This is a genomic window from Brevibacterium sp. K11IcPPYGO002 (genome assembly GCF_050920635.1).
Taxonomy (GTDB): Bacteria; Actinomycetota; Actinomycetes; order Actinomycetales; family Brevibacteriaceae; genus Brevibacterium.
On the sequence record NZ_CP131929.1, the window covers coordinates 1572195 to 1593642 of the forward strand.

Here is a 21448-nt window from a genome sequence, read left to right on the forward strand (position 1 = left end):
GGACTCAGAACAGGGCGGAGTCGTCGTCTCCGTCGTCATCATCGTGGGAGACGATCACGGCACCATCGGTGTCGAACTTCGACCGTGCGATCTCATCCTTGGCCTCATCGAGGTCGAGGTCGAGTTCATCGAGGCTCGTGGCCAGTCCCTGCTGTCCCCGCTGCCCCTTGCCGGTCGATCGCTTTCCGCCGGATTCGGCCGCCTTCTGGTCGGCCCCGGACTCGGCCTCCGCAGTCGCCTCGGTGGAGGCATCGGCAGAGGCGCCATCGTCGGTGCTCGCTGAATGGTCGTGGGCTTCGGCGCCGCCGAGGCGGGGCAGGGTGCCGATGACATCGATCTTCGACTCCAACGGCGATCCCGTCCCGTCACGACGGGACAGTTCGGCCGGGAGCGTGCGTGCACCGCCGGCGGTGGCCGCGGCCTGCGGAGAGTCGCCGACCCAGGCCAGCGACAGTTCGGTCTCGCCCTTGAGGAACTTGTGGGCGCGCACCCCGGAGGTGGCTCGGCCCTTGGTCGGGAACTCGGAGAATTCGCTGACCTTGATCGACGACGACGGGGCACCGTAGAAATTCTCACCGCTGGCGATCGTGACGACCGCGAAGCTGCCGAGCTCGGCATCCGCGGCACCGTCCTCGTCGGTCTTCGCCGCCTTCGGGGTCATTCCGAAGAAGATCACCTTCGCCTCGGCGGCCACCTTGATCCCGGCCACACCGGAGGCGGTCCAGCCCTGCGCGCGCAGACCGGAGGCGTCGAAGGCGAGCAGCTGGGCATTCGAGGTCACGAACACGGAGAGGGAGTCGTCGATGTCCTCGGGCTGAGCGACTCCGACGACGGAGTCCTTGCCCTTGAGGGTGATGGCTTCCCATTCGTTCTTGTTCGGCCGACCGGCCACCGACACGCGTTTGACGACGCCGTCGGCGGTGCCGAGGACGAATTCGCGGTCGAGGTCGACCAGGCCGATGATCTTCTCGTTCTTCTCCAGCGCCGCGTATTCGGCGATCTTCACACCGCCGGCGACATTGGGCCGTGCCGCGGCCGGCGGCAGGGCCGGCAGATCGACGACATCGACCATGTGCAGGCGACCGGTGGTGGTGATGGCGCCGACCTTGCCCTGAGTGGTGGTGACGATCTCGGAGACCAGCGCATCATGGCTGGAGCGTCGACCCTCGCGTGCCAGCGGAGCGGCATCCGAGGTCCGCGCAATGCGTCCGGACGTCGACAGCAGCACCCGGCAGGGGGAATCGGCGATCTTGAGGTTCGTCGGAGCCTTCTTGCCCTTGGCCGTCAGCTCCTTCATCGACCCCTCGATGAGGACGGTGCGGCGAGGCGAGCCGATGACCTCGGCGGTGGACTCGAGCTCGGCGGCGACGAGCTCACGCAGCTTCGCCTCATCGGCCAGCAGCGATTCGAGGTAGTCGATTCTCTTCTTCAGCTCGTCACGTTCGGCCTCGAGTTCGAGCCGGGAGAACTTCGTGAGCCGACGCAGCTGCAGATCGAGGATGTACGTCGCCTGCAGCTCGGAGAGCTCGAAGACATCCATGAGGCGAGTGCGCGCCGTGGCCGCATCATCCGAGGAGCGGATGAGCTGGATGACCTCATCGATGTCGAGGATCGCAATGAGCAGACCCTCGACGAGGTGGAGTCGATCCTTGGCCTTGCGCAGCTGGAAGACCGTGCGCCTGCGCACCACGTCGATGCGGTGGGAGAGGTAGACCATGAGCAGATCGCGCAGTCCCAGGGTCGAGGGCTGACCCTCGACGAGGCAGACGTTGTTGATGCCGAAGGACTCCTCGAGCGGAGTCTGCCGGTAGAGCTCGGCGAGCACCGCCTCGGGATTGAAGCCGTTCTTGATGCCGATGACCAGCCGCAGTCCGTTCTTGCGGTCCGAATAGTCGTCGATCGAGGCGATACCGGTCAGCTTCTTCGCCCCGACCGCGTCCTTGACCTTCGATACGACCTTCTCCGGTCCCACGAGATAGGGCAGTTCGGTGACGACGATGCCCTTGCGGCGGGCACTGATGTTCTCGATGGAGACGGTGGCGCGGGTGCGGAACGTGCCGCGACCGGTCTCATAGGCCTCGCGCACTCCGTCGAGACCGATGATCCGACCGCCGGTGGGCAGGTCCGGGCCGGGAATGAAGCGCATGAGCTCCGAGAGCCCGGCGTCGGGATTGCGGATGAGGTGGGCGCAGGCGGCGATGACCTCCCCGGGGTTGTGCGGGGCCATGTTCGTCGCCATGCCCACAGCGATGCCCGAGGCGCCGTTGATGAGCAGGTTCGGGAAGGCGCTGGGCAGAACCTCCGGCTGGCTCAGCGTGTTGTCGTAGTTCGGCACGAAGTCGACGACATCTTCGTCGAGTCCGGCGATCATGTGCATCGACGCGGTCGTCAGCCGGGCCTCCGTATAGCGCGGGGCAGCGGGACCGTCGTCGAGGGAACCGAAATTGCCGTGGCCGTCGACGAGCGGCACACGCATGATGAAGTCCTGGCTCAGTCGGACCAGAGCGTCGTAGATCGCCGAATCACCGTGCGGGTGGAGCTTGCCCATGACATCGCCGACGATGCGGGAGGACTTCACATGCCCACGGTCGGGCCGCAGCCCCATATCGCCCATCTGGTAGACGATGCGACGCTGGACGGGTTTGAGACCGTCTCGGGCATCGGGCAGAGCACGGGAGTAGATGACCGAATACGCATACTCGAGGTACGAGCTCTCCATCTCTGAGGAGACGTCGACTTCGATGACTCTGCCTTCGGGCATGGAACTCCTTTGACGCACGAACTGTTCGATTCGAACACCCGCCCGCGCCGAAGCCGGACCTCAGCGGGGGAGGGCACCCGTCGATTCTAGCGTTCGATTTGCGAACTCCCGCTCAATCGAGCGATCCCGGAGGGGTCGTGTCGGAGTTCAGGCGCTGTCGCGGCTGCCGCGCAGCCACTTGAAGAACTCCCTGAGGTACGCCTCGACATGCGAACGATCCGCAGTGCCGGCGACGAGTTCGCTGACCATCATGCCCGCGACCGAGCTGTTGACCCGCTGGGCGTATTCGGCGTCGACACCGGCGAAGCGCATGATGAATTCCCTGATCGCGCGGAGGTTCTTCTCCTTGGCGACCACGGCCTCGGGCGGCAGCGCCGGATCGAGGCTGAGCATCATCATCGTGTAGAACCGGTTGCGGTCGGTGGTCAGCCAGTTCATGCAGAAATCGATGGCGACTTCGATGACATCGGCGCCCGGAGCAGCCACGAGTTCCGGCAGGCGTTCGAGCTGCTGGGAGTTCAGTTCTCCGATGCGCTCCATGATTCCGGTGATCAGGGCGTCGCGGGTGCGGTAGACATTCGAAGTCGACCCGACCGGCAGTTCGGCCAGGGCGTCGACCGCCCTGTGGGTGAGTCCGCGGACTCCTTGTTCGGCGACTACGGCGATCGCGGAGTCGGTGACGACGTCTCTGCGCGAAATCATGACTGTGAGGCCTCGCTCTCATGGGACACCCGCTGGCCGCGGACGCCTGGGACGGTGGATGGCCAGTGACTGGCCACAGACAGTGGCCGCCGGAGCGGCCACTCATTAAAACACGAATTCATAACATTTCGTGGTGAACGGATACAGACACTACCCGTCAAGTCTGCGAATTGGTATAGGACGCGCCAATCTTGCGCTCGGACAGTGAAATTCGAAGACAGCCTGCGGCGGTCGTGGATTCTCCTTTCAGCTCAGCAGGTCACCTCTCTGCGCCGACTCAGCTCAGCAGGCGACGTGTGCCGTCGATCCGAGTCGGGTCGGGCAGCAGGTCGACGTGGGCGCTGAGCACATGCGACTCGGTCTCCGTGGCGACCATCGGGTGGATGACGATCTCGAGGATCTGCGGATGGTTCTCCACCAGCACCGCGAGCCTCTCCAACACATTGCGCAGCGGTTCGATGTTCATCGGCGGCAGACCGCGATAGCCGAACAGCCGCGGGGAGGCCTTGATCGACCGGATCATGTCCCCGGCCTCCTTGTCGGTGATCGGGGCGACCCGATGAGCGACATCGCCGAGCAGCTCCGTCGTGTCTCCCGCCAAAGAGAACGCCAGCAGCGGGCCCAGCAGGGGGTCTTCTCCGGCGCGGAGGACGCAGGGAACACCGTGCGGGGCCATGGCCTGGACATCGACGAGCGGCTCCTCCTCACCGGCCAGCTGCCGGATCGTGTCCTGGATCGCGGTGAAATCCTCGGCGAGCTCCTCGGGAGTGTCGATATTCAGGCGCACACCGCCGAGTTCCATCCGGTGCCTCAGCACCTTGGTCACGGCTTTGAGCGCAACGGGATAGCCGATCTTCTCCGCCGCAGCGATGCCTTCGTCGACCGAGGAGGCCGTGAGATAGGGCAGAACGTCGATTCCGTAGGCGCTGAGCAGATCCCGGACGTCGTCGCGTTCGAGCCGGACGGGGGCTCCCGGCTGCGCCCCTTCCAGGGCGGCGTCGATGATCGCCCGCACCGACTTGTCGTCGATATCGTCGAATTCGGTGTAGCGACCATGGTCGGCGGCCCTCCACCGCGCATAGTCCGTGGCCCGTGCCAGAGCCCACACGGCGTCTTCGGGTCCGATGTAGCTGGGGACGGTGTGAGAGACCCGGTTGCCGCTGTCATCGGTGAGGTACGTGGTCAGTTCGTCCTGGACACCGTGGATGCCGAGGAAGCAGGCGACCGTGGTCTTTCCCGACCGCGCCGCTGATTCGGACAGCAGTCCGGCGATCTCGGTCTCCTCCGCGCCGGTCGACGGGGTGAAGGTGACGATGACCGAATCGACATCGTCGCGGGCGTACATCGCATCGAGTTCGGTCCGGAAGGTGTCTGCATCGACCTCGGGGTGCATGGACACCGGCTCGGTGTCGACGCGCAGGCCCTCTGAACGGGCACGCTGCATGATCAGGGTGCTCATCGCCGCAGAGTTGCCGATGACCCCCACCCGTCGGCCCGCCGGCAGCTTCTGAGTCGAGAACACCTGGGTGAGGTCGAAGAGCTGGTGGATCGTATCCGCGCGGATCACGCCCGCCTGCTCGAGCACCTGGTCGAGGGTGTTCGGTGCCAGGGACGAGGTGCGCACGATATGCCCGGGCGGCAGCTCCCGGCCCGTGAGGTCGGATTTGATGACGACGACGGGTTTGACGCGGGAGACTCGGCGGGCGATGCGCGAGAACTTGCGCGGGTTGCCGATGGATTCGAGATAGAGGCCGACGGTCTGCGTGGCCGGATCCTCCTCCCAATATTGGAGGAGGTCGTTGCCGGAGAGGTCGGCGCGGTTGCCGGCGGAGACGAAGGTGGAGATGCCCAAGCCGCGAGTCTTCGCGGCCGCGAGCAGAGCGGTGCCCAGCGCTCCGGACTGGCTGAAGAGGCCGAGCGTACCGGAGGCCGGGAGGAACGGGGCCAGGGAGGCGTTGAGCGAGATGTCGGCGGCCTCGTTGACCAGTCCGAAGGAGTTCGGCCCGACCACACGCATTCCGTAGGCGCGGGACGTCGCGACCATGCGGCGCTGGAGTTCGGCCCCGGCGGGACCGGTCTCGGCGAATCCGGAGGAGATGACGAGCACGGCCTTGACGCCGTGCACGGCGCAGTCCTTGACCACCTCGGTGACGGCTTCGGCCGGAACGGCGATGACCGCGAGGTCGGCCTTGCCCGGCAGCGCGTCGAGGCTCGGATACGCCTGGACTCCGGCGATCTGATCGGCTTCGGGGTGGACGACCCACAGGTCGCCGGTGAACTTCGCGGCCGTGATGTTGCGGATGAGCAGATGGCCGGTGGAGTTGCGTTTGCGGCTGGCGCCGATCACCGCCACCGAGGTGGGGTGGAGGACCGTGCGCACGCTCAGGGCCTCGGCCCTGTGCTCCCGAGACGCCTGCACTTCGATGGACCGTGCCGTGGGATCGATATCGAAGTTCACGGCCACGACGCCGTCGTCGAATCCGCGGGAGACCTCGTAGCCGGCGGCCTGGAAGACCTGCAGCATCGAACGGTTCTGGGGCAGCACCTCGGCGGTGAAGCGCTGGATCCCGGATTCGCGCGCGGCTGCGGCCAAGTGCTCCAGCAGGATCGAACCGATCCCGCGGCCCTGGTGGGCATCGGCGATGTTGAACGCCACCTCGGCGTCGGTGTCGCTGATCCGGTCGAAGCGACCGACGCCGATGATGTCATCGCCGATGAGCATGATCAGAGCCACCCGGTCGCGGTGGTCGACGTTGACGAAGCGATCGAGATCGCGCTGCGGCAGCCGGGGCAGCGGAGCGAAGAAGCGCAGATAGACGGATTCCGGTGACTGGGCCTCGTGCATGCGGGCCAGGGCAGCGGCATCGTCGGGGGTGATCGGACGCAGATGGGCGGTGCCGCCGTCACGGAGGACGACATCGGCTTCCCACCCGGCAGGATAGTCTTCCATGGTTCCAGCATATGCGTCGGACGCCCGGTTATGGCGGTCCTCGCTGGGATGTGTCAGGGGAGTGGGGCACAATGGTGGGCATGGCATTACCCGAGGTTCTCGTTCACGATCTGCAGTCGGCCGGCTACTACCCGCAGCTCACTCAAGGCATACTCGCCGACTCTCTCTACGACGAACCGGTGTTGGCTCACTTCGTCCACATCGACACCCATGTCGACATCGAATCCATCCACCGGCATGTGACCGCCTTCGTGCTCACCGAGACCCGACTGCTGTTGGCCCACGTCGATGACGATCCGAACGCGGAACCCGGTTCCAAGCCGCGCGCGGTCACGAGCAGCGAGGACATCGAACTCGATCGCCTGGGCACCGTGATGGTCGGCCGCACCTTCGCCGATCCGGCCGCCTTCGAACCCGGTGACAAGCCAGTCGAGGTCTCGCTGACGATGTCCTGGGGCGCGTCGAAGCGCTTCGAGGCGTTCCCCGAGACCTGCGGAGATCCCAACTGCGTGGGCGATCACGGCTACGGAGGGTCGCTCTTCGCCGAGGATGTCATGCTCCGGGTCTCGGCCGAAGCCGAGGGGCAGGCCGCCGTCGACCGCATGGCCGACTTCGCCGGGAAGCTGCGTGCCGCGGTCTTCCACGCCCGGCTGCGGTCGCGTCGCTGATGATCGAGGACTCGACGCGGCACGGACTGCCGTCCCCATCCGGCGCTGAGCCCTTGGAGCCTCCGGACTATGCCGGACCGATGCTCTCCGATGTCGTCCCCGCTGCGGCGCTGGGACTCGGTGCGGCCGAGGCCCTCGACGGGTCGATGTCCGATCGTGCCCGAACGCTCGGGCTCGACCGGGAATCCCGGGCGACGATCGTCGTTCTCATCGACGGTCTCGGCGAGCAGCAGCTGCGCCGCTACAGCGGATACACTCCCTTCTTCCGGTCACAGGCCGGGACTCGCCGGACACTGTCCGCCGGGTTTCCGTCGACGACGGCGAACTCCCTGTCATCTCTGGCCACGGGCCGCCTGCCCGGTGCACACGGGGTGGTCGGCTACCGCGTGCTCGACCCGGAGAAGGACGCAGTGTTCAACCAGCTGACGTGGAACCTCGATGTCGACCCGGTCGCCTGGGTTCCCGATGCGACGCTCTTCGAACGCCTCACGGATACCGGGATCGATGTGGTCAGCCTCGGCGAGAAGAAGTTCGCCGGGCGCGGGCTCAACCGGGCATCGCTGCGCGGCGGCCGATTCCGGGACTCGAAGACCCTGGAAGAACGCTGCGCTCAGGCCCTGGCCGAGGCGAAGGCTCCCGGTCGTCGCCTCGTCTACCTCTACTGGGGCAACCTCGACAAGACCGGGCATGTGCACGGTGCGGACTCCGCGGCCTGGACCGAAGAGCTCGAACGCGTCGATCTCGCTCTGTCCCGACTCGCCTCCGACCTGCCGCACGACGCGACCATGCTCATCACCGCCGACCACGGAATGGTCGACGTCGACCACGAACGTCGTCTCGACCTCGCCGAGCTTCCCGAGCTCAAGGCCGGTCTGCGCCACGTCGGCGGAGAGCCGCGAGCACTGCACCTCTACGCCGCTGACGGCGCCGAAGCGGACGTGCTCTCGGCCTGGCAGGAGACGATCGGCGACCGTGGGCTCATCCTGCCGAAGTCCGCGGCGATCGCCCGCGGCTACTTCGGCCCCGTCGCCCCGCACGTCCATCCGCGGATCGGGGACTTCCTCGTCATCTGCACCGACGGCTTCGCCGTGGTCGATTCGGATGTGGAATCCGCCTCGGCGCTGGCGCTCATCGGTCACCACGGCTCCACCACGGAGCAGGAACTGCAGATCCCGCTCCTTTTAGTCTGAACGTCCACGATAGGATGGCACACGTGACTTTTCCTCGAATCGGTGTCATTGGCGGCGGTCAACTGGCACGTATGCTCGCCCCCGCCGCAGAAGCCCTCGGCGTCCGCTTCTCCGTTCTCGCGGAGACCGCCGACGCCCCCGCCACGCAGGTCATCAGTGAGGTGACCGTCGGTGACTATACGGACTATCCGACGCTCAAGGCCTTCGCCGAGACCGTCGACGTCATCACCTTCGACCACGAACACGTCCCACCGGAGCACCTGCAGGCTCTCGTCGCGGCCGGACACGCTGTGCGCCCCGGCCCCGATGCCCTCATCTTCGCCCAGGACAAGATCCGGATGCGCAGGAGGATGGACGAACTCGGTCTGCCCAACCCCGCCTGGGCGGAGATCACCTCGGCTGCCGATGTCGAGGCGTTCGCCGCTCGCGTCGGATACCCCTTCATCCTCAAGACGCCCCGCGGCGGCTATGACGGCAAGGGCGTGCGCGTCATCGACAACCTCGACGAGGCCGTCGAATGGCTGAACGAGGTTCCTCAGCTGCTCGCCGAGGAGAAGGTCGACTTCACCCGCGAGCTCGCGGTCATGGTCGGGCGCTCCCCGATGGGGCAGACCGCCGTGTGGCCGGTCGTCGAGACCTGGCAGCAGAACGGCGTGTGCAAGGAGGCCATCGCCCCGGCACCGGATCTGTCCGAGGAGAAGGCGCGGGCCATCACCGAAGCGATCCTCACGGTCGCCGGCACCCTCGAGGTCACCGGCGTCATGGCGATGGAGATGTTCGAGACCGACGAGGGCTTCCTCATCAACGAATTCGCGATGCGCCCGCACAACACGGGGCACTGGACCCAGGACGGAGCGGTGACGAGCCAATTCGAGCAGCACCTCCGCGCGGTCCTCGACCTTCCCCTCGGCAGCCCCGCGGCACGGGAGGACGTGTCCGTGATGGTCAACATCCTCGGCGCCGATCACGACGACCTCTATCAGCCGTACCTGCACGTCATGGCCCATGACCCGGCAGTGAAGGTCCATCTGTACGGCAAGGGCGTGCGGCCGGGGAGGAAGGTCGGCCACGTCAATGCCTACGGCGACGATCGACAGCTCGTGCTCGCCCGTGCGCGGCATGCCGCGGACTTCATCGCCGGCGTCGATGTCGATCCGCACCCGCAGATGCCCGCTCCGGAGGACCTCCGGGCCGAGGGCGAATCCAGCACACGCTGAGTACCGGCGCCGTCTGCACCCCGGCACCACCCGTACCCTGACACCATCCGCCACCCATCCGCACCGACGGATTCCAATCGCCTGCAACGAAGGACGCACTGATGACCACAGCGAATGAAGGCTCCACTGACACGGCGGCTCCGGTCGGCATCGTCATGGGCTCGGACTCGGACTGGCCGACGATGAAGGCCGCCGCCGATGCCCTCGATGAGCTCGGTATCGAATCGAGCGCCGAGGTGGTCTCCGCTCACCGGATGCCCGAGGACATGGTCGACTGGGCGAAGTCCGCGGCCGACCGCGGCATCCGTGTGATCATCGCCGGTGCCGGGGGAGCGGCTCATCTGCCCGGGATGATCGCGTCGATGACCTCACTTCCGGTCATCGGTGTTCCCGTGCCGCTGAAGCACCTCGACGGAATGGACTCGCTGCTGTCCATCGTGCAGATGCCCGGCGGAGTGCCCGTGGCCACCGTTTCGATCGGCGGTGCCAAGAACGCCGGTCTGCTGGCGGCGCGCATCCTCGGGGCAGGTCACGGTGCCGAAGCCGAGGCTCTGCGCACTCGTCTCGATGACTATCGGTCCCAGCTGCGGCAGGTAGCTCTCGACAAAGGGCGGGCGCTGCAGGAATAATAGGGCTTGCTGAACGTTTGATAAGTCTGAGGAGAATGATGTTCGACCTGTACCAGCCCAGCGAAGAGCACGAAGAGATCCGCGCCGCAGTCCGCAACGTCGTCGAGAAGAAGGTCGCGCCGTTCGCCGCCGAAGTCGACGCAGACTCCCGCTATCCGCAGGAGGCGCATGACGCCCTCGTCGAGACGGACTTCTTCGCCGCGCACATCCCCGAAGAGTACGGGGGCATGGGCGCCGATGCGCTGGCCGTGTCGATCATCATCGAAGAGGTCGCACGCGGCTGCGTCTCGTCCTCGCTGATTCCGGCTGTGAACAAGCTCGGCAGCATGCCTGTCCAGCTCGGAGGCAGCGAAGAGATCAAGAAGAAGTACTTCCCGTCCGTGGCCGCCGGTGAAGCAGGATTCTCCTACGGCCTGTCCGAGCGCGAAGCCGGATCGGACACCGCATCGATGAAGACCCGTGCCGAACGTGACGGCGACGACTGGATCCTCAACGGGGTCAAGACCTGGATCACCAACGCCGGAGTCTCCGACTACTACACGGTGATGGCCGTGACCGACCCCGACGGAGCACGCGGACGCAACATCTCCGCCTTCGTCGTCGAGAAGTCCGATGAGGGCTTCACCTTCGGTGACAAGGAGCGCAAGCTCGGCATCAAGGGCTCGCCCACTCGAGAGCTCCTCTTCGACAATGTCCGCCTGCCCGGCGACCGCATCGTCGGCGAGCCCGGGGAGGGTCTGAAGATCGCCCTGCGCACCCTCGACCACACTCGAGTCACGATCGCCGCGCAGGCCGTCGGCGTCGCCCAGGGTGCTCTCGACTACGCTCTGGCCTACGTCAAGGACCGTCAGCAGTTCGGCAAGTCCGTTGCCGACAACCAGGCGATCCAGTTCATGCTCGCCGATATGGGCATGAAGCTCGAGGCCGCACGTCAGCTCACCTACACCGCCGCCGCCAAGAGCGAGCGCGGCGACGACGACCTCACCTACTTCGGTGCCGCCGCGAAGGCCTTCGCCTCCGATGCCGCGATGGAGATCACCACGGATGCCGTGCAGCTGCTCGGCGGAGCCGGATACGTCGTCGACCACCCGGTCGAGCGGATGATGCGCGATGCGAAGATCACGCAGATCTACGAAGGCACCAACCAGATCCAGCGCATGGTGATGGGGCGCAAGCTCCTCGCCTGAGCCGGGCTCCGAACTCTCCGCGGCCGACCGTGCGCGGTGTCAGTCGGTCGGTGACGAACGGGCGCGGCAGATTCCCCAGATGGGAGTCTGCCGCGCCCGCTTTCTGCCTGTGAAGAATCGCACACGCGAAGAATGCGACATGCGCGGCGCGGATGTGCCGGAATCGACGGTTCTCACGCGACACAATAGGTGAACACAGTGGACTCTGAAGTGACTTTGGCACAGTTGTCTGCTGTGGGCACCCGATGAGGCGAGGCGACCTGTGCGTGGCCTCCTGAGGATGTCGACGCCGGAATCAGTCCGTGAGCAGAGCCCGAAGCGAAGGGAAGTCAGTGGCCGAAACGAGATATGTGGACCCGATCCGCCATCCGTCGTATGCCTCGCAGCCGACGCGTGATGTGCGGGCGTGGCTTCTGCTGCTCGTCACGGCCCTCGTGCCCGGGGGAGTGCAGCTCCTCTTCGGCAACCGCCGCTGGGCGAAGATCTCTCTGTCGATCACCGCCATCAGCTGGATCCTGGCCCTCATCGCCGGAGTGATCGTCCTCATCAGCCGGACGTTCCTCTTCACCATTGGCACGAACCCCTTCATCCTCACCTTCCTGACCATCTGGGTGCCCGTGATCGCGATCAACTGGGCGGTGTGTCTCTTGGACACCCTGCGCCGGATCCGGATCGTCACGATCTCCCGGAAGGCACGCAGACGCTTCGTCGCGGCCTTCTGCGCTCTCCTGCTCATCGTTGTGGGCCCTCTGGCCTGGGGGACGACGATTCTCAACTCACAGCGCGGACTGATGAGCGACCTGTTCGCCTCGGGCAAGGCGCTCAAGCCCGTCGACGGCCGGTACAACATCCTGCTGCTGGGCTCGGATGCCGGAAAGGGCCGGACAGGAATCCGCCCGGACTCCCTGTCTCTGGTCTCGATCGATGCGAAGACCGGCAAGCCCGTCATCATCGGTCTGCCCCGCAATATGGAGAACGTGCCCTTCCCCGACGACTCTCCGCTGCACAAGCACTACCCGCAGGGGTACAACTGCGGAGACGAATGTCTGCTCAACGCCGTCTTCCAGCAGGGCGAGCAGCACAAGGACGAGTTCGAGGATCCGAAGACGGCCGGCGAGCAGGCGACGATGGATGCTGTCTCGGGTGTCACCGGCCTCGAGGTCCAGTACTACGCGATGATCAACCTCAAGGGGTTCGAGAACCTCATCGACTCCCTCGGCGGAATCACCCTCGTCTCCGGCAAACGGGTGCCGATCTCGTCGAAGGTCGATCCGACCACGGGCCAGCACGGGCCGGTCAAAGGGTGGATCGAACCGGGCAAGCAGAAGCTCGACGGATTCCACGCGCTGTGGTTCGCGCGCTCCCGCGAATTCTCCAGCGACTACGAGCGAATGGTGCGCCAGCGCTGTGTGCAGACGGCGATGGTCAAGCAGCTCGACCCGGCCACAGTGCTCACTCGCTATCAGTCGATCGCGAAAGCCACTCCAGGGGCCGTGTCGACGGACATCCCGTCGTCTCAGGTGGATTCGTTCGTCGATCTCGCGCTCAAGGTCAAGTCGCAGAAGATCGAGTCCGTCGACCTCACCCCGCCGCGCATCACTCCGTCGCGGCCCGACTTCGATGTGGCACATCGGCTGGTAGCCGATAAGATCGAGGAGTCGTCGAAATCCTCGGACGAGGACAACGGCGCGTTCTCGGTTCCCGGAAGCGACCTGTCAGCCGCTGCGGGAGTCGATGCGGAACTCGATCCGAACCCCGGTTCAGGGCCGCAGCTGCTGGCCCAGGGTGCCGGCGACTCCTCTTCTGACAACGGCGAAGAAGCCGACGCAAAGGCGATCTGCTACGTGCCCTGAGGCGCTGCTGTGGGACTGGTCGTGATGCGTCCGATGACCGAATCGGCCGATCCCATGACGATTCCCGGAAAATCTTTTGCTCGGTGTGTCGCTTGCCAATACTGGGAACCACACTCGTGTAACTAGAATATTCCGTTCTGTGGCTAGTCTGACACGCCGAAAATGTGTAACAATTTTGAGATGTTGGGGTTGCCCACCGTTCTGCCAACGGTGAAGGGGACCTCGAGGCCTGAACTTCCCTGTCTTCCTCGAAAAGGCTGTAACGATGAAATATCTATTGCCCACTGTTGCGGGCTGCGCTTCTGTTGCGCTGGTCGGCACCTTAGCGGTCACGGCACCGTCGGCTACCGCAGCTACGACGTCGCCTGATGTGTCCAAAGAGGCGCTGAACGTCAGCAAAGAGGGACTCAACGTCCCCGGTGCCCGCGATTCCAGTGATTCCACCGCCACTGCCGCCAACCAGAGCGCCACGAGCAATCTGCCGAACATCTTCAAGTCGCAGACTGCCCTGGCATCGGCCAAGGTGCCCGATATCGTCAACGCCTCGGCGTCGGCGTCTGCGGGTTCGGTCAGCAATGTCTCCGCCGGACTGACCTCCGGAGCCGACGAGGCCGTGCCGTCCGAGGGATCGGCTCCGTCCGAGTCCGAGCAGGCTCCCGCCGAAGGCGCAGAGAACGAGTCCCCGAAGTCCGACGACGAGAAGTCCGACGATGCCGGGGACGAGGGTGCGAAGGATTCGTCCGACGAGTCGAAGACTGAGGACGAAGACGACATCTCCGGTTCGGTCCGTCAGAAGACCGAAGACGGAGTGAACATCGCGCTCATCTCCGATGTCCTCGACGTTCCCGCGAACAACCCGAGCCTCATCGGCTTCACGTTCTCCCAGGCGAAGTCCAATATCCGCATCCAGGTCCGCACCAAGCAGGGCTCGGAATGGGGCAATTGGAACACCCTGGACGAAGAGCAGCAGGAAGAGGCACAGAACCAGGGCTCGGAACCGATGACGGTCTCCAACGCCTCTGCTGTGCAGATGCGCATCCTCGGTGATTCCGCGCCGAGTGAGGCCGAGCTCGTGCTCGTCGACCCGAAGCGAGACGCCGGCGACGCTCAGGCGGTGGCCGAGAACGATCCTGTCGAACTCGACGACCAGGTCGGCGGCGACTCCACCGGCGCGGAGACCGCGCCCGAGCAGTCGACCGATAACTCGACCGACGCCGAGGCGGCATCTGCAGAGAACGTCGACGCGGCCGCCGGTGCGACCGTGACCAATCAGAACTACGTGCCCGGATCGTCGACAGTCGACACCGTGGCGAAGAAGGTGTCGAAGCCGAAGATCGGCTCACGCAGCTCGTGGGGTGCCAAGGCCTACCGCGGCAGCCCCGACTACGCCAGCGGCATCAAACAGGCCGTCGTCCACCACACCTCCGGCTCGAACAGCTACTCGGCGGCCGACGTTCCCGGAATCATCCGTGGTATCCAGGCCTACCACCAGCAGGGTCGCGGCTGGAACGACATCGGATACAACGTCGTCGCAGACAAGTACGGTCGCCTCTGGCAGGCCCGCGGCGGTGACATCTCGAAGGCCGTCATCGGCGCACACGTCGCCGGGCACAACACCGGAACCTTCGGCATCTCCGTGCTGGGTACCTACAACAGCGCGGCTCCGCCGAAGAAGACCCGCGATGCCGTCGCCTCGGCGATCGCGTGGAAGTTCTCGATCAACGGAATCTCGAAGGCGACGAAGTCGAACCTGGTCGGACACCGCGACCTGGGACAGACCGAGTGCCCGGGTGATGCCTTCTACGCCAAGCTGGGCGAGATGCGTTCGACGGTCAACACGATCCTGAAGACCGGCGAGCAGCCCAGCGACAGCAAGGACGACGACAAGAAGGACGACGACAAGAAGACTGAGAAGCCGAAGGCGAAGACCACGATCGAGAAGTACGCCGAGAAGAACAAGCTCGGCAAGGCTCTCGGCAAGGAATATGACGTCAAGGGCATCTCGGGCGCCAAGGCGCAGAAGTTCGAGAAGGGCACCGTCTACTGGTCCAAGAAGACCGGCGCTTACCACCTGTCCGGGGCGATCGCCTCGGCGTACAAGGGCAATGCAGTCACCGACTTGGGGCTGCCCACCTCTCGGAGAAGGGCGGCCTCAAGGGCGGGGGCGCCGCGCAGCGCTTCGAAAAGGGCTCGTTCTACTGGTCGAAGGACACCGGCGCTCACTACACCTCCGGCACCATCATGAAGTACTGGGGTGACAAGGGGACCGTCAAGGGTCACCTCGGTTACCCCAAGTCGGACGTGGTCTACAAGAAGGGCCGCGGTGAGCAGCTCTTCCAGGGCGCACGTCTGGTCTGGGCCGAAGGCTACGGAACCACCGAGTTCTCTCCCAAGGGGTCGATCGCCGGGGGAGTCAGCGACGATAACTCTCCGGGCGGCACGACACCGCCAGGAGACGATTCCACCGATGACAAGTCGCCTGCAGACTCCGGGGAAGGTTCTGCAGACGACAAGGACTCGAAGGATGACAAGTCCGAGGACGATTCCAAGAAGGACGATTCCAAGAAGGACGACAAGTCCAAGGATGACTCCAAGAAGGACGACAAGTCCAAGGATGACTCCAAGAAGGACGACAAGCCGTCCAAGGCCGAGAAGATCGCGGCCCAGCGTGCGTCCATCATCAAGGACGCGAAGGCCAATCTCGGCGTGAGGTACGTCTGGGGCGGCACCTCGCCGAAGACCGGTTGGGACTGCTCGGGCTACACCCAGTACGTCTATGGCAAGAACGGCATCAAACTGCCGCGCACAACCAGCCAGCAGCGTTACGCGGGCAAAGAGATCTCTCTCAAGGACGCCAAGGCCGGCGACCTCATCTGGATCCCCGGTCACATCGGAATCATCTCCGAGACCAAGGGCCAGATGTACGACGCCGGTTCGTCGCGGACGAACACCACGAAGCGCAGCTACAGCTGGATGCTGAACCGCGGAGCCAAGGTCATCCGCGTCGTCGGCTGACACCTGGCTTCGAGGACAGGGCGGTCAGCGTCTGCCAGACAGTGCCCCGAGGACGATCCCACTGCGGATCGCCCTCGGGGCACTCTCTGGTTCTCCCCACGATCCTGCGGGCGATGGTGACCGGTGTGAAAGCATCAGCCCAGGTGACAAGCGGTGAATTGATCGTGACTTCGGTTGAACAGTCAGTGAAGTGCCGCCTCGGCGTGTGATGGTGGGACTAGGCTTGTCGAAGCACACCCGGAACACACCGGATGTGATGACGACTCTCAACTGTCAGAAGGGGGCCCGCAGTGCATCGTCTGCACAACACGGTCAAGAACTTCGAATGGGGCAGCACCGACGCGATTCCCGCGATCCTCGGCACTGTTCCGGACGGCACCCCCTGCGCGGAACTCTGGCTCGGAGCCCACCCGGTCAGCCCCTCTCGACTCGACGTCAGCCGCACTCGCGCCCAATCTCCGCTGGAACATCAGAACCGCCTCGGCGCTCAGGAGGCAGCGGGCGGCGTGGCGACCGAGGCCGAGCCTCGGCTCGGGCCCAACCTCATCGAATATCTGGCGGGGGACCCGGAGGGCCTGCTCGGCCGCAATTCCCTCGAGTCCTTCGGTACGCGACTGCCGTTCCTGCTCAAAGTGCTCTCGGCCAGTAAGGCCCTGTCGATCCAGGTGCACCCGAATCGCGAGCAGGCGCGGGCAGGATTCGCCGCCGAGGAAGCGAACGGTCCGGCGCTGGACGCTCCCGACCGGAACTTCAAGGACGCCTCGGCGAAACCGGAGCTCATCTACGCACTCACGGACTTCCACGCGCTCACGGGGTTCCGCCCGCGCAAGGCTGTGCGGGCGACGTTCGAAAGGATGCTCTCTCAGCCGCTGACTCCGCCGTCCTTGGACGTCCTGGGAGCGATCATCGGCGCGCTGAAGTCCTTCAGTGAGTCCAAGGCCCTGTCCCGTGCCGTCGAAATCATCCTCAGCGACCCGCGGACACCGGGGCTCGTCGACGAGGTGGCCGCCCACGGAATCGACGAACAGCCATCCGGGCACATCAGCCGGTCCGGCAGTGCGGTCGACCCAGCACAGACGTTCTGCGAGCTCGTCACCGACTACCCACACGATCCGGGCGCTCTGGTCGGGCTCATGCTCAACCGAGTCCACCTGCAGCCGGGTGAGGCGCTGACCATGGACGCCGGGGTTCTGCACGCCTACCTCTTCGGCACGGGCATCGAGATCATGGCTTCGAGCGACAACGTCGTGCGCGGCGGACTGACCTCGAAGCACGTCGACATCGAACAGCTGGCGACGATCACGGACTTCCGCGCCGGCACCCCGCGGATGGTCGAACCCGACCGCTCCGGAATGCTGCTCGGCCCCACCGACGATTTCGCTCTGCAGGCGCTGCGGTGCCCACGGGCGACGACCGTGGAGCGACGCGGTGCTGCGATCGCGCTGTGCACCGCGGGTGCTGTCACACTCAGCTCGCTCGGTTCGACGCTCACCCTCGAGCGTGGGCAGAGCGCCTTCATCGCGGCGAACGAACCGATTGTGACGGCAGACGGCCACGGCGACCTGTTCGTGGCGACCACCGGCTTGGACTCCGGAGCAGCCGGCCGCTGAGTCTGCGGCGAACGGACCGGACTCCCCGCCGGCGGCTGAACACAGAACTGTGATCACGTTCGGATACTTCTGAGCGTTCAGAGCATCCGAACGTGACCACAGGTCGATCGGCAGGTGTCCTCGTTCGGACACTCCTCGCGCGGGGCAGAGCAGCCGGCCGGTCAGTTCTGAATCAGGCGGCGACCTCGACGGTCGGGACGTCGGCGGGGACGATCACCTCGGCGCCGGTCTTCTCCTTGACCTCGTCGACGGTCACGCCCGGGGCGAGTTCGACGAGGGTGAAGGAATCACCGCTGACATCGAGCACGGCGATATCGGTGATGATGCGTTCGACGACGCCCTTTCCGGTCAACGGCAGGTCGCAGGAGGTCAGCAGCTTGTGCGAGCCGTCCTTGGCGACATGGTCCATGATGACGATGACGCGCTGGGCGCCGTGCACGAGGTCCATCGCGCCGCCCATGCCCTTGACCATCTTGCCCGGGATCATCCAGTTCGCGATGTCGCCGTTCGTGGCCACCTGCATGGCGCCGAGGATCGCGGCGTTGATCTTGCCGCCGCGGATCATGCCGAAGCTCGCCGCCGAGTCGAAGTATGCGGCGCCCGGGTTCATCGTCACGATCTCCTTGCCCGCGTTGATGAGGTCGGGGTCGATCTCATCCTCGGTCGGGTAGGGGCCGACGCCGAGCAGCCCGTTCTCCGACTGGAGGACGAGGTGGACGCCCTCGGGCAGGAAGTTCGGAACCAGGGTCGGCATGCCGATGCCGAGGTTGACGTAGCTGCCGTCTTCGAGTTCCTGGGCGGCACGGGCCGCCATCTGATTGCGTGTCAATGACATTTCTGTGTCTCCTCAGGCTTCTCGTACGGTGCGCTTCTCGATGGGCTTGTCCGCCACCTGCTCAGGTGTCAGCGGCACCACGCGGTGGACGAAGACGCCCGGCACGTGGACCATGTCCGGATCGATCTCGCCGGGTTCGACGAGCTTTTCGACCTCGGCGATGGTGATGCGAGCCGACTGTGCGGCCGGGGGATTGAAGTTCCTGGCCGAGGAGTGGAACACGAGGTTGCCGTGCCGGTCGCCGATTGCCGCACGCACAAGTGCGTAGTCGGGGGCCAGGGCCTTCTCGAGGACGTATTCCTTCTCTTCGCCGAAGGTGTCGAAGACCTTCGTCTCCTTGGCCGGGGACTCCGTGACGACGTTGCCGTCCGAGTCGTACTTCCAGGGCATGCCGCCTTCGGCCACCTGGGTGCCTGCGCCCGTGATGGTGTAGAAGCCCGGGATTCCGGCGCCTCCTGCACGCAGCTTCTCCGCCAGGGTGCCCTGCGGGGTGAGTTCGACCTCGAGTTCACCGGAGAGGTACTGACGGGCGAATTCCTTGTTCTCGCCGACGTAGGAGGCGATGATGCGGCGAAGTCGCCCGTCGGCGAGCAGGATGCCCAGGCCGCGGCCGTCGACGCCGGCGTTGTTCGAGATCACTTCGAGGTCCTTGGCTCCCTGGTCCTGGAGAGCCCGAATGAGGAATTCGGGCACGCCCACGACACCGAAGCCGCCCACGGCGATCGATGATCCATCTGCAATGTCGGCCACCGCTGCTGCGGGGGTATCAACTACTTTGTCCATGTGCCCAGTGTGCCATGGACCACTCCCAGCCCGGCCGCCAGGTCCGTGATGCGAGCATCGTCGACTCTGCTGGTGAGCAGGACTTCACCACCACCGAGGAGGTGCTGCAGAAAGCGCGGCCATTCGCCTGGCAGCGGGGTCGAGTTCGAGACGAGCAGTCCCTGCGGGCGGGTCTTCGCGGTCGCCTCCGAGCGCGTCCAGTCGATGACCTGACCGTCCACTTCGAGGATTCCCGAAGCGTCGAGGCGGCGTGCAGTGACATCGGGGTAGGCGCGGATCGCGGAATTGACGTCGATGAAATCGGTATCGACCGGAGTGCTCAGCGCCAGGGCCGGGGGATTGAAGACGAAGACCTCGTCGGCATCGGACACCGCGTCATCATCCTCATGACCGACGGGAACGAGAGCCATGAAGTCCTCCGTCGGCGGTTCTGCTGCGATGTTGACGCGGCCTCCGGCCAGCAGGACGCTGAGGATAGCGACGAGTTCGCGCCAGTGCAGTCCCTCCGGAAGCGGAGCGAAGAGTGTGAAGTCCGGGCCGAGGTCATAGTCGCCGAAGAGACCGACTCCCTTATTCACCCAGTTGGAGACGACCGGGCCGGTGAGATCGAGGCGATCGAAATCGGGGCCGCGCCAGATGAGGACGGGTCCGCCGGTGTGCGCAATGACTGAGAGATCCATATCCGCTTTCTTCGGTGTACGTCGGGTGGTGTCGGCCGGGCAGATCAGGGCACGATGAGGCCGATGTCGATCGTCACCCCGCGGGGGAAGGCCCCCAGCTCTCCGTCGACCCAGTGATAGCGGGTGGAAGCACTGAGATCCTCGGCGAAGAGGGCGGTGTGGAGACGTTCGACCAAAGATCCGAGTCCGACCATCGCCTCGAGCAGCGGGGGACCGCCCGACTGAGCGGTCGCCGGTGAATCAGAGGGGCTGAGCGTGATCCGCGATCCGGAGCCTTCGATGCGCATCCGCCACGCCGCATGGCCGGGAGTCCGCGACTGCCCGGCGCGGACGACGCGGATCGCTCGAGAGACGCGTTCGAGGATGTCGTCGCTGTTGTCGCCGGCAGGGGCGCTGCCGGGCAGGTCGGTGACGCCCAGCCCGCGCTGAATGGCTTCGACGTGACCGTGGCGGAACCAGTCCTCGCCGAGATCGCGGGACAGCGCCCGGGCACCGTCGCTGCCGTTGTCGAGGTATCCGCCGGCCCCGCGGACCAACGCCATCGGCAGTCCGCGGGAGGAGCCTTTGACCAGGTCCGCGGCCGCCGCGATCTCGTCGGCGACAGCGCGCACAGTCACGGTCTGGACGCGTCCGTCGTCATCGGGGCGCCCGCGCTGGTCGTCCAGGCCGGAGAACCCGGACAGTCCGATGGCGATATCGCCGACACCGACCCGCCACGGCCGCGAACTCGTATCCGAGATGACCAGACCGATGCGCACCTCGAAGGCCTGTTCGACCCGTCGGCGCAGGCCATCGGCGGACCGGTCGCTGTCGAGAGGGTGGAGGATGACGGCGCCGCCGGAGTTCGACTGGTCGAGGCCCGCTGCGGCCTGCACGGTGCCCGCCGGAGTGCGCACGACCTGAACGGTGGTGCCGGAGCGATAGGAGCGTTCGGCGACGAGGTGGGTGCCGGTCTCCGCGACGAGTTCTTCGAACTCGGCTCGATCGGAGACCGTGCGCAGGCGGCCCTCGGCTTTGGAGACGACCTTCGACGCGACGACTAGGATATCGCCGTCCTTGAGGTCGATGCGGTTGCGCCGCAGAGCGTTGATGAGGATCGCAGAGAGGTCGGAACCCTGCCCGATCTCTTCCTCGACGGGAGGCGCGTAGACGGTGAGCAGACGATCATTCATGCCGGACCGCCGGTGATTCCACTCTCATTCCTCCATAATCCCATTGCGGGTGCCCACTTTCTAAATTCTCCAGGTTTGTTCAGGCGGATCCCACAGGTTGTGCCCTATGACCGGACCGTGACCTATATATGGGGTTCTGGGTGCGTGTGCATGTGAACGCGTGTTCGAATCGCGTCTCATGGGGCGTCTCAGTACT

15 protein-coding genes and 1 pseudogene are annotated in these 21448 nt (G+C 65.4%); 9 read left to right on the plus strand and 7 right to left on the minus strand.

Translation table 11 applies throughout. From position 1 onward, the window contains the following. Positions 1-4: 4 nt before the first annotated feature. The 3 genes from QYM46_RS07100 to QYM46_RS07110 all read right to left on the minus strand — a co-directional run bounded on the left by QYM46_RS07100 (position 5) and on the right by QYM46_RS07110 (position 6413). Entirely contained in the window at positions 5-2761 is a 2757-nt protein-coding gene (locus QYM46_RS07100) for a DNA gyrase/topoisomerase IV subunit A (RefSeq protein ID WP_432791369.1), read from the minus strand. Between the two features lie 147 nt (positions 2762-2908). Beyond that, positions 2909-3463 carry a TetR/AcrR family transcriptional regulator gene (locus QYM46_RS07105; RefSeq protein WP_432791370.1) on the minus strand — a complete coding sequence of 185 codons (555 nt, stop codon included), beginning with the start codon at positions 3461-3463 and terminating at the stop codon, positions 2909-2911. A gap of 277 nt (positions 3464-3740) precedes the next feature. Beyond that, the gene (locus QYM46_RS07110) at positions 3741-6413 is read right to left on the minus strand and encodes a GNAT family N-acetyltransferase (RefSeq protein ID WP_432791371.1); all 2673 of its coding nucleotides are present in this window, start codon (positions 6411-6413) and stop codon (positions 3741-3743) included. A gap of 80 nt (positions 6414-6493) precedes the next feature. Between QYM46_RS07110 and QYM46_RS07115 the strand changes: the two genes are divergently transcribed. The 9 genes and pseudogenes from QYM46_RS07115 to manA all read left to right on the plus strand — a co-directional run bounded on the left by QYM46_RS07115 (position 6494) and on the right by manA (position 17782). After that, positions 6494-7081, plus strand: a complete 588-nt coding sequence (locus QYM46_RS07115; protein WP_169251904.1) for a DUF5998 family protein — start codon at positions 6494-6496, stop codon at positions 7079-7081. Further along, the gene (locus QYM46_RS07120) at positions 7081-8271 is read left to right on the plus strand and encodes an alkaline phosphatase family protein (protein ID WP_432791372.1); all 1191 of its coding nucleotides are present in this window, start codon (positions 7081-7083) and stop codon (positions 8269-8271) included. Before QYM46_RS07115 ends, QYM46_RS07120 begins: the two co-directional genes overlap by 1 nt. 14 nt (positions 8272-8285) lie before the next feature. After that, a complete protein-coding gene (locus tag QYM46_RS07125) occupies positions 8286-9488 on the plus strand; it encodes a 5-(carboxyamino)imidazole ribonucleotide synthase (protein ID WP_432791373.1) in 1203 nt (400 codons plus the stop codon). Between the two features lie 101 nt (positions 9489-9589). Next, positions 9590-10117, plus strand: a complete 528-nt coding sequence (purE, locus tag QYM46_RS07130; protein WP_169251907.1) for a 5-(carboxyamino)imidazole ribonucleotide mutase — start codon at positions 9590-9592, stop codon at positions 10115-10117. A gap of 35 nt (positions 10118-10152) precedes the next feature. Beyond that, positions 10153-11304 (plus strand): acyl-CoA dehydrogenase family protein, encoded by a 1152-nt coding sequence (locus QYM46_RS07135; RefSeq protein ID WP_432791374.1) that lies wholly within the window; start codon positions 10153-10155, stop codon positions 11302-11304. Between the two features lie 332 nt (positions 11305-11636). Next, positions 11637-13157, plus strand: coding sequence for an LCP family protein (locus QYM46_RS07140; protein ID WP_169251909.1), 1521 nt, complete (start codon positions 11637-11639; stop codon positions 13155-13157). A gap of 1030 nt (positions 13158-14187) precedes the next feature. After that, a pseudogene (locus QYM46_RS07145) lies at positions 14188-15204 on the plus strand (N-acetylmuramoyl-L-alanine amidase); the annotation flags it as partial. A gap of 194 nt (positions 15205-15398) precedes the next feature. Further along, positions 15399-16172 carry an NlpC/P60 family protein gene (locus tag QYM46_RS07150; protein ID WP_432791375.1) on the plus strand — a complete coding sequence of 258 codons (774 nt, stop codon included), beginning with the start codon at positions 15399-15401 and terminating at the stop codon, positions 16170-16172. Positions 16173-16462: 290 nt separating this feature from the next. Then, positions 16463-17782, plus strand: coding sequence for a mannose-6-phosphate isomerase, class I (manA, locus tag QYM46_RS07155; protein ID WP_432791377.1), 1320 nt, complete (start codon positions 16463-16465; stop codon positions 17780-17782). Between the two features lie 172 nt (positions 17783-17954). Here manA and QYM46_RS07160 read toward each other — a convergent pair whose 3' ends face one another. The 4 genes from QYM46_RS07160 to QYM46_RS07175 are packed head-to-tail and all read right to left on the minus strand — an operon-like array spanning position 17955 to position 21252. Then, entirely contained in the window at positions 17955-18617 is a 663-nt protein-coding gene (locus QYM46_RS07160; protein ID WP_101594807.1) for a 3-oxoacid CoA-transferase subunit B, read from the minus strand. A 12-nt stretch (positions 18618-18629) separates the two neighbouring features. After that, positions 18630-19400, minus strand: a complete 771-nt coding sequence (locus QYM46_RS07165) for a CoA transferase subunit A (protein WP_432791378.1) — start codon at positions 19398-19400, stop codon at positions 18630-18632. Next, the gene (locus QYM46_RS07170; protein WP_169251911.1) at positions 19388-20080 is read right to left on the minus strand and encodes a hypothetical protein; all 693 of its coding nucleotides are present in this window, start codon (positions 20078-20080) and stop codon (positions 19388-19390) included. The genes QYM46_RS07165 and QYM46_RS07170 overlap by 13 nt, the downstream gene beginning before the upstream one ends. A 44-nt stretch (positions 20081-20124) precedes the next feature. Beyond that, a complete protein-coding gene (locus QYM46_RS07175) occupies positions 20125-21252 on the minus strand; it encodes a coenzyme F420-0:L-glutamate ligase (protein ID WP_101555251.1) in 1128 nt (375 codons plus the stop codon). Between the last annotated feature and the right edge of the window lie 196 nt (positions 21253-21448).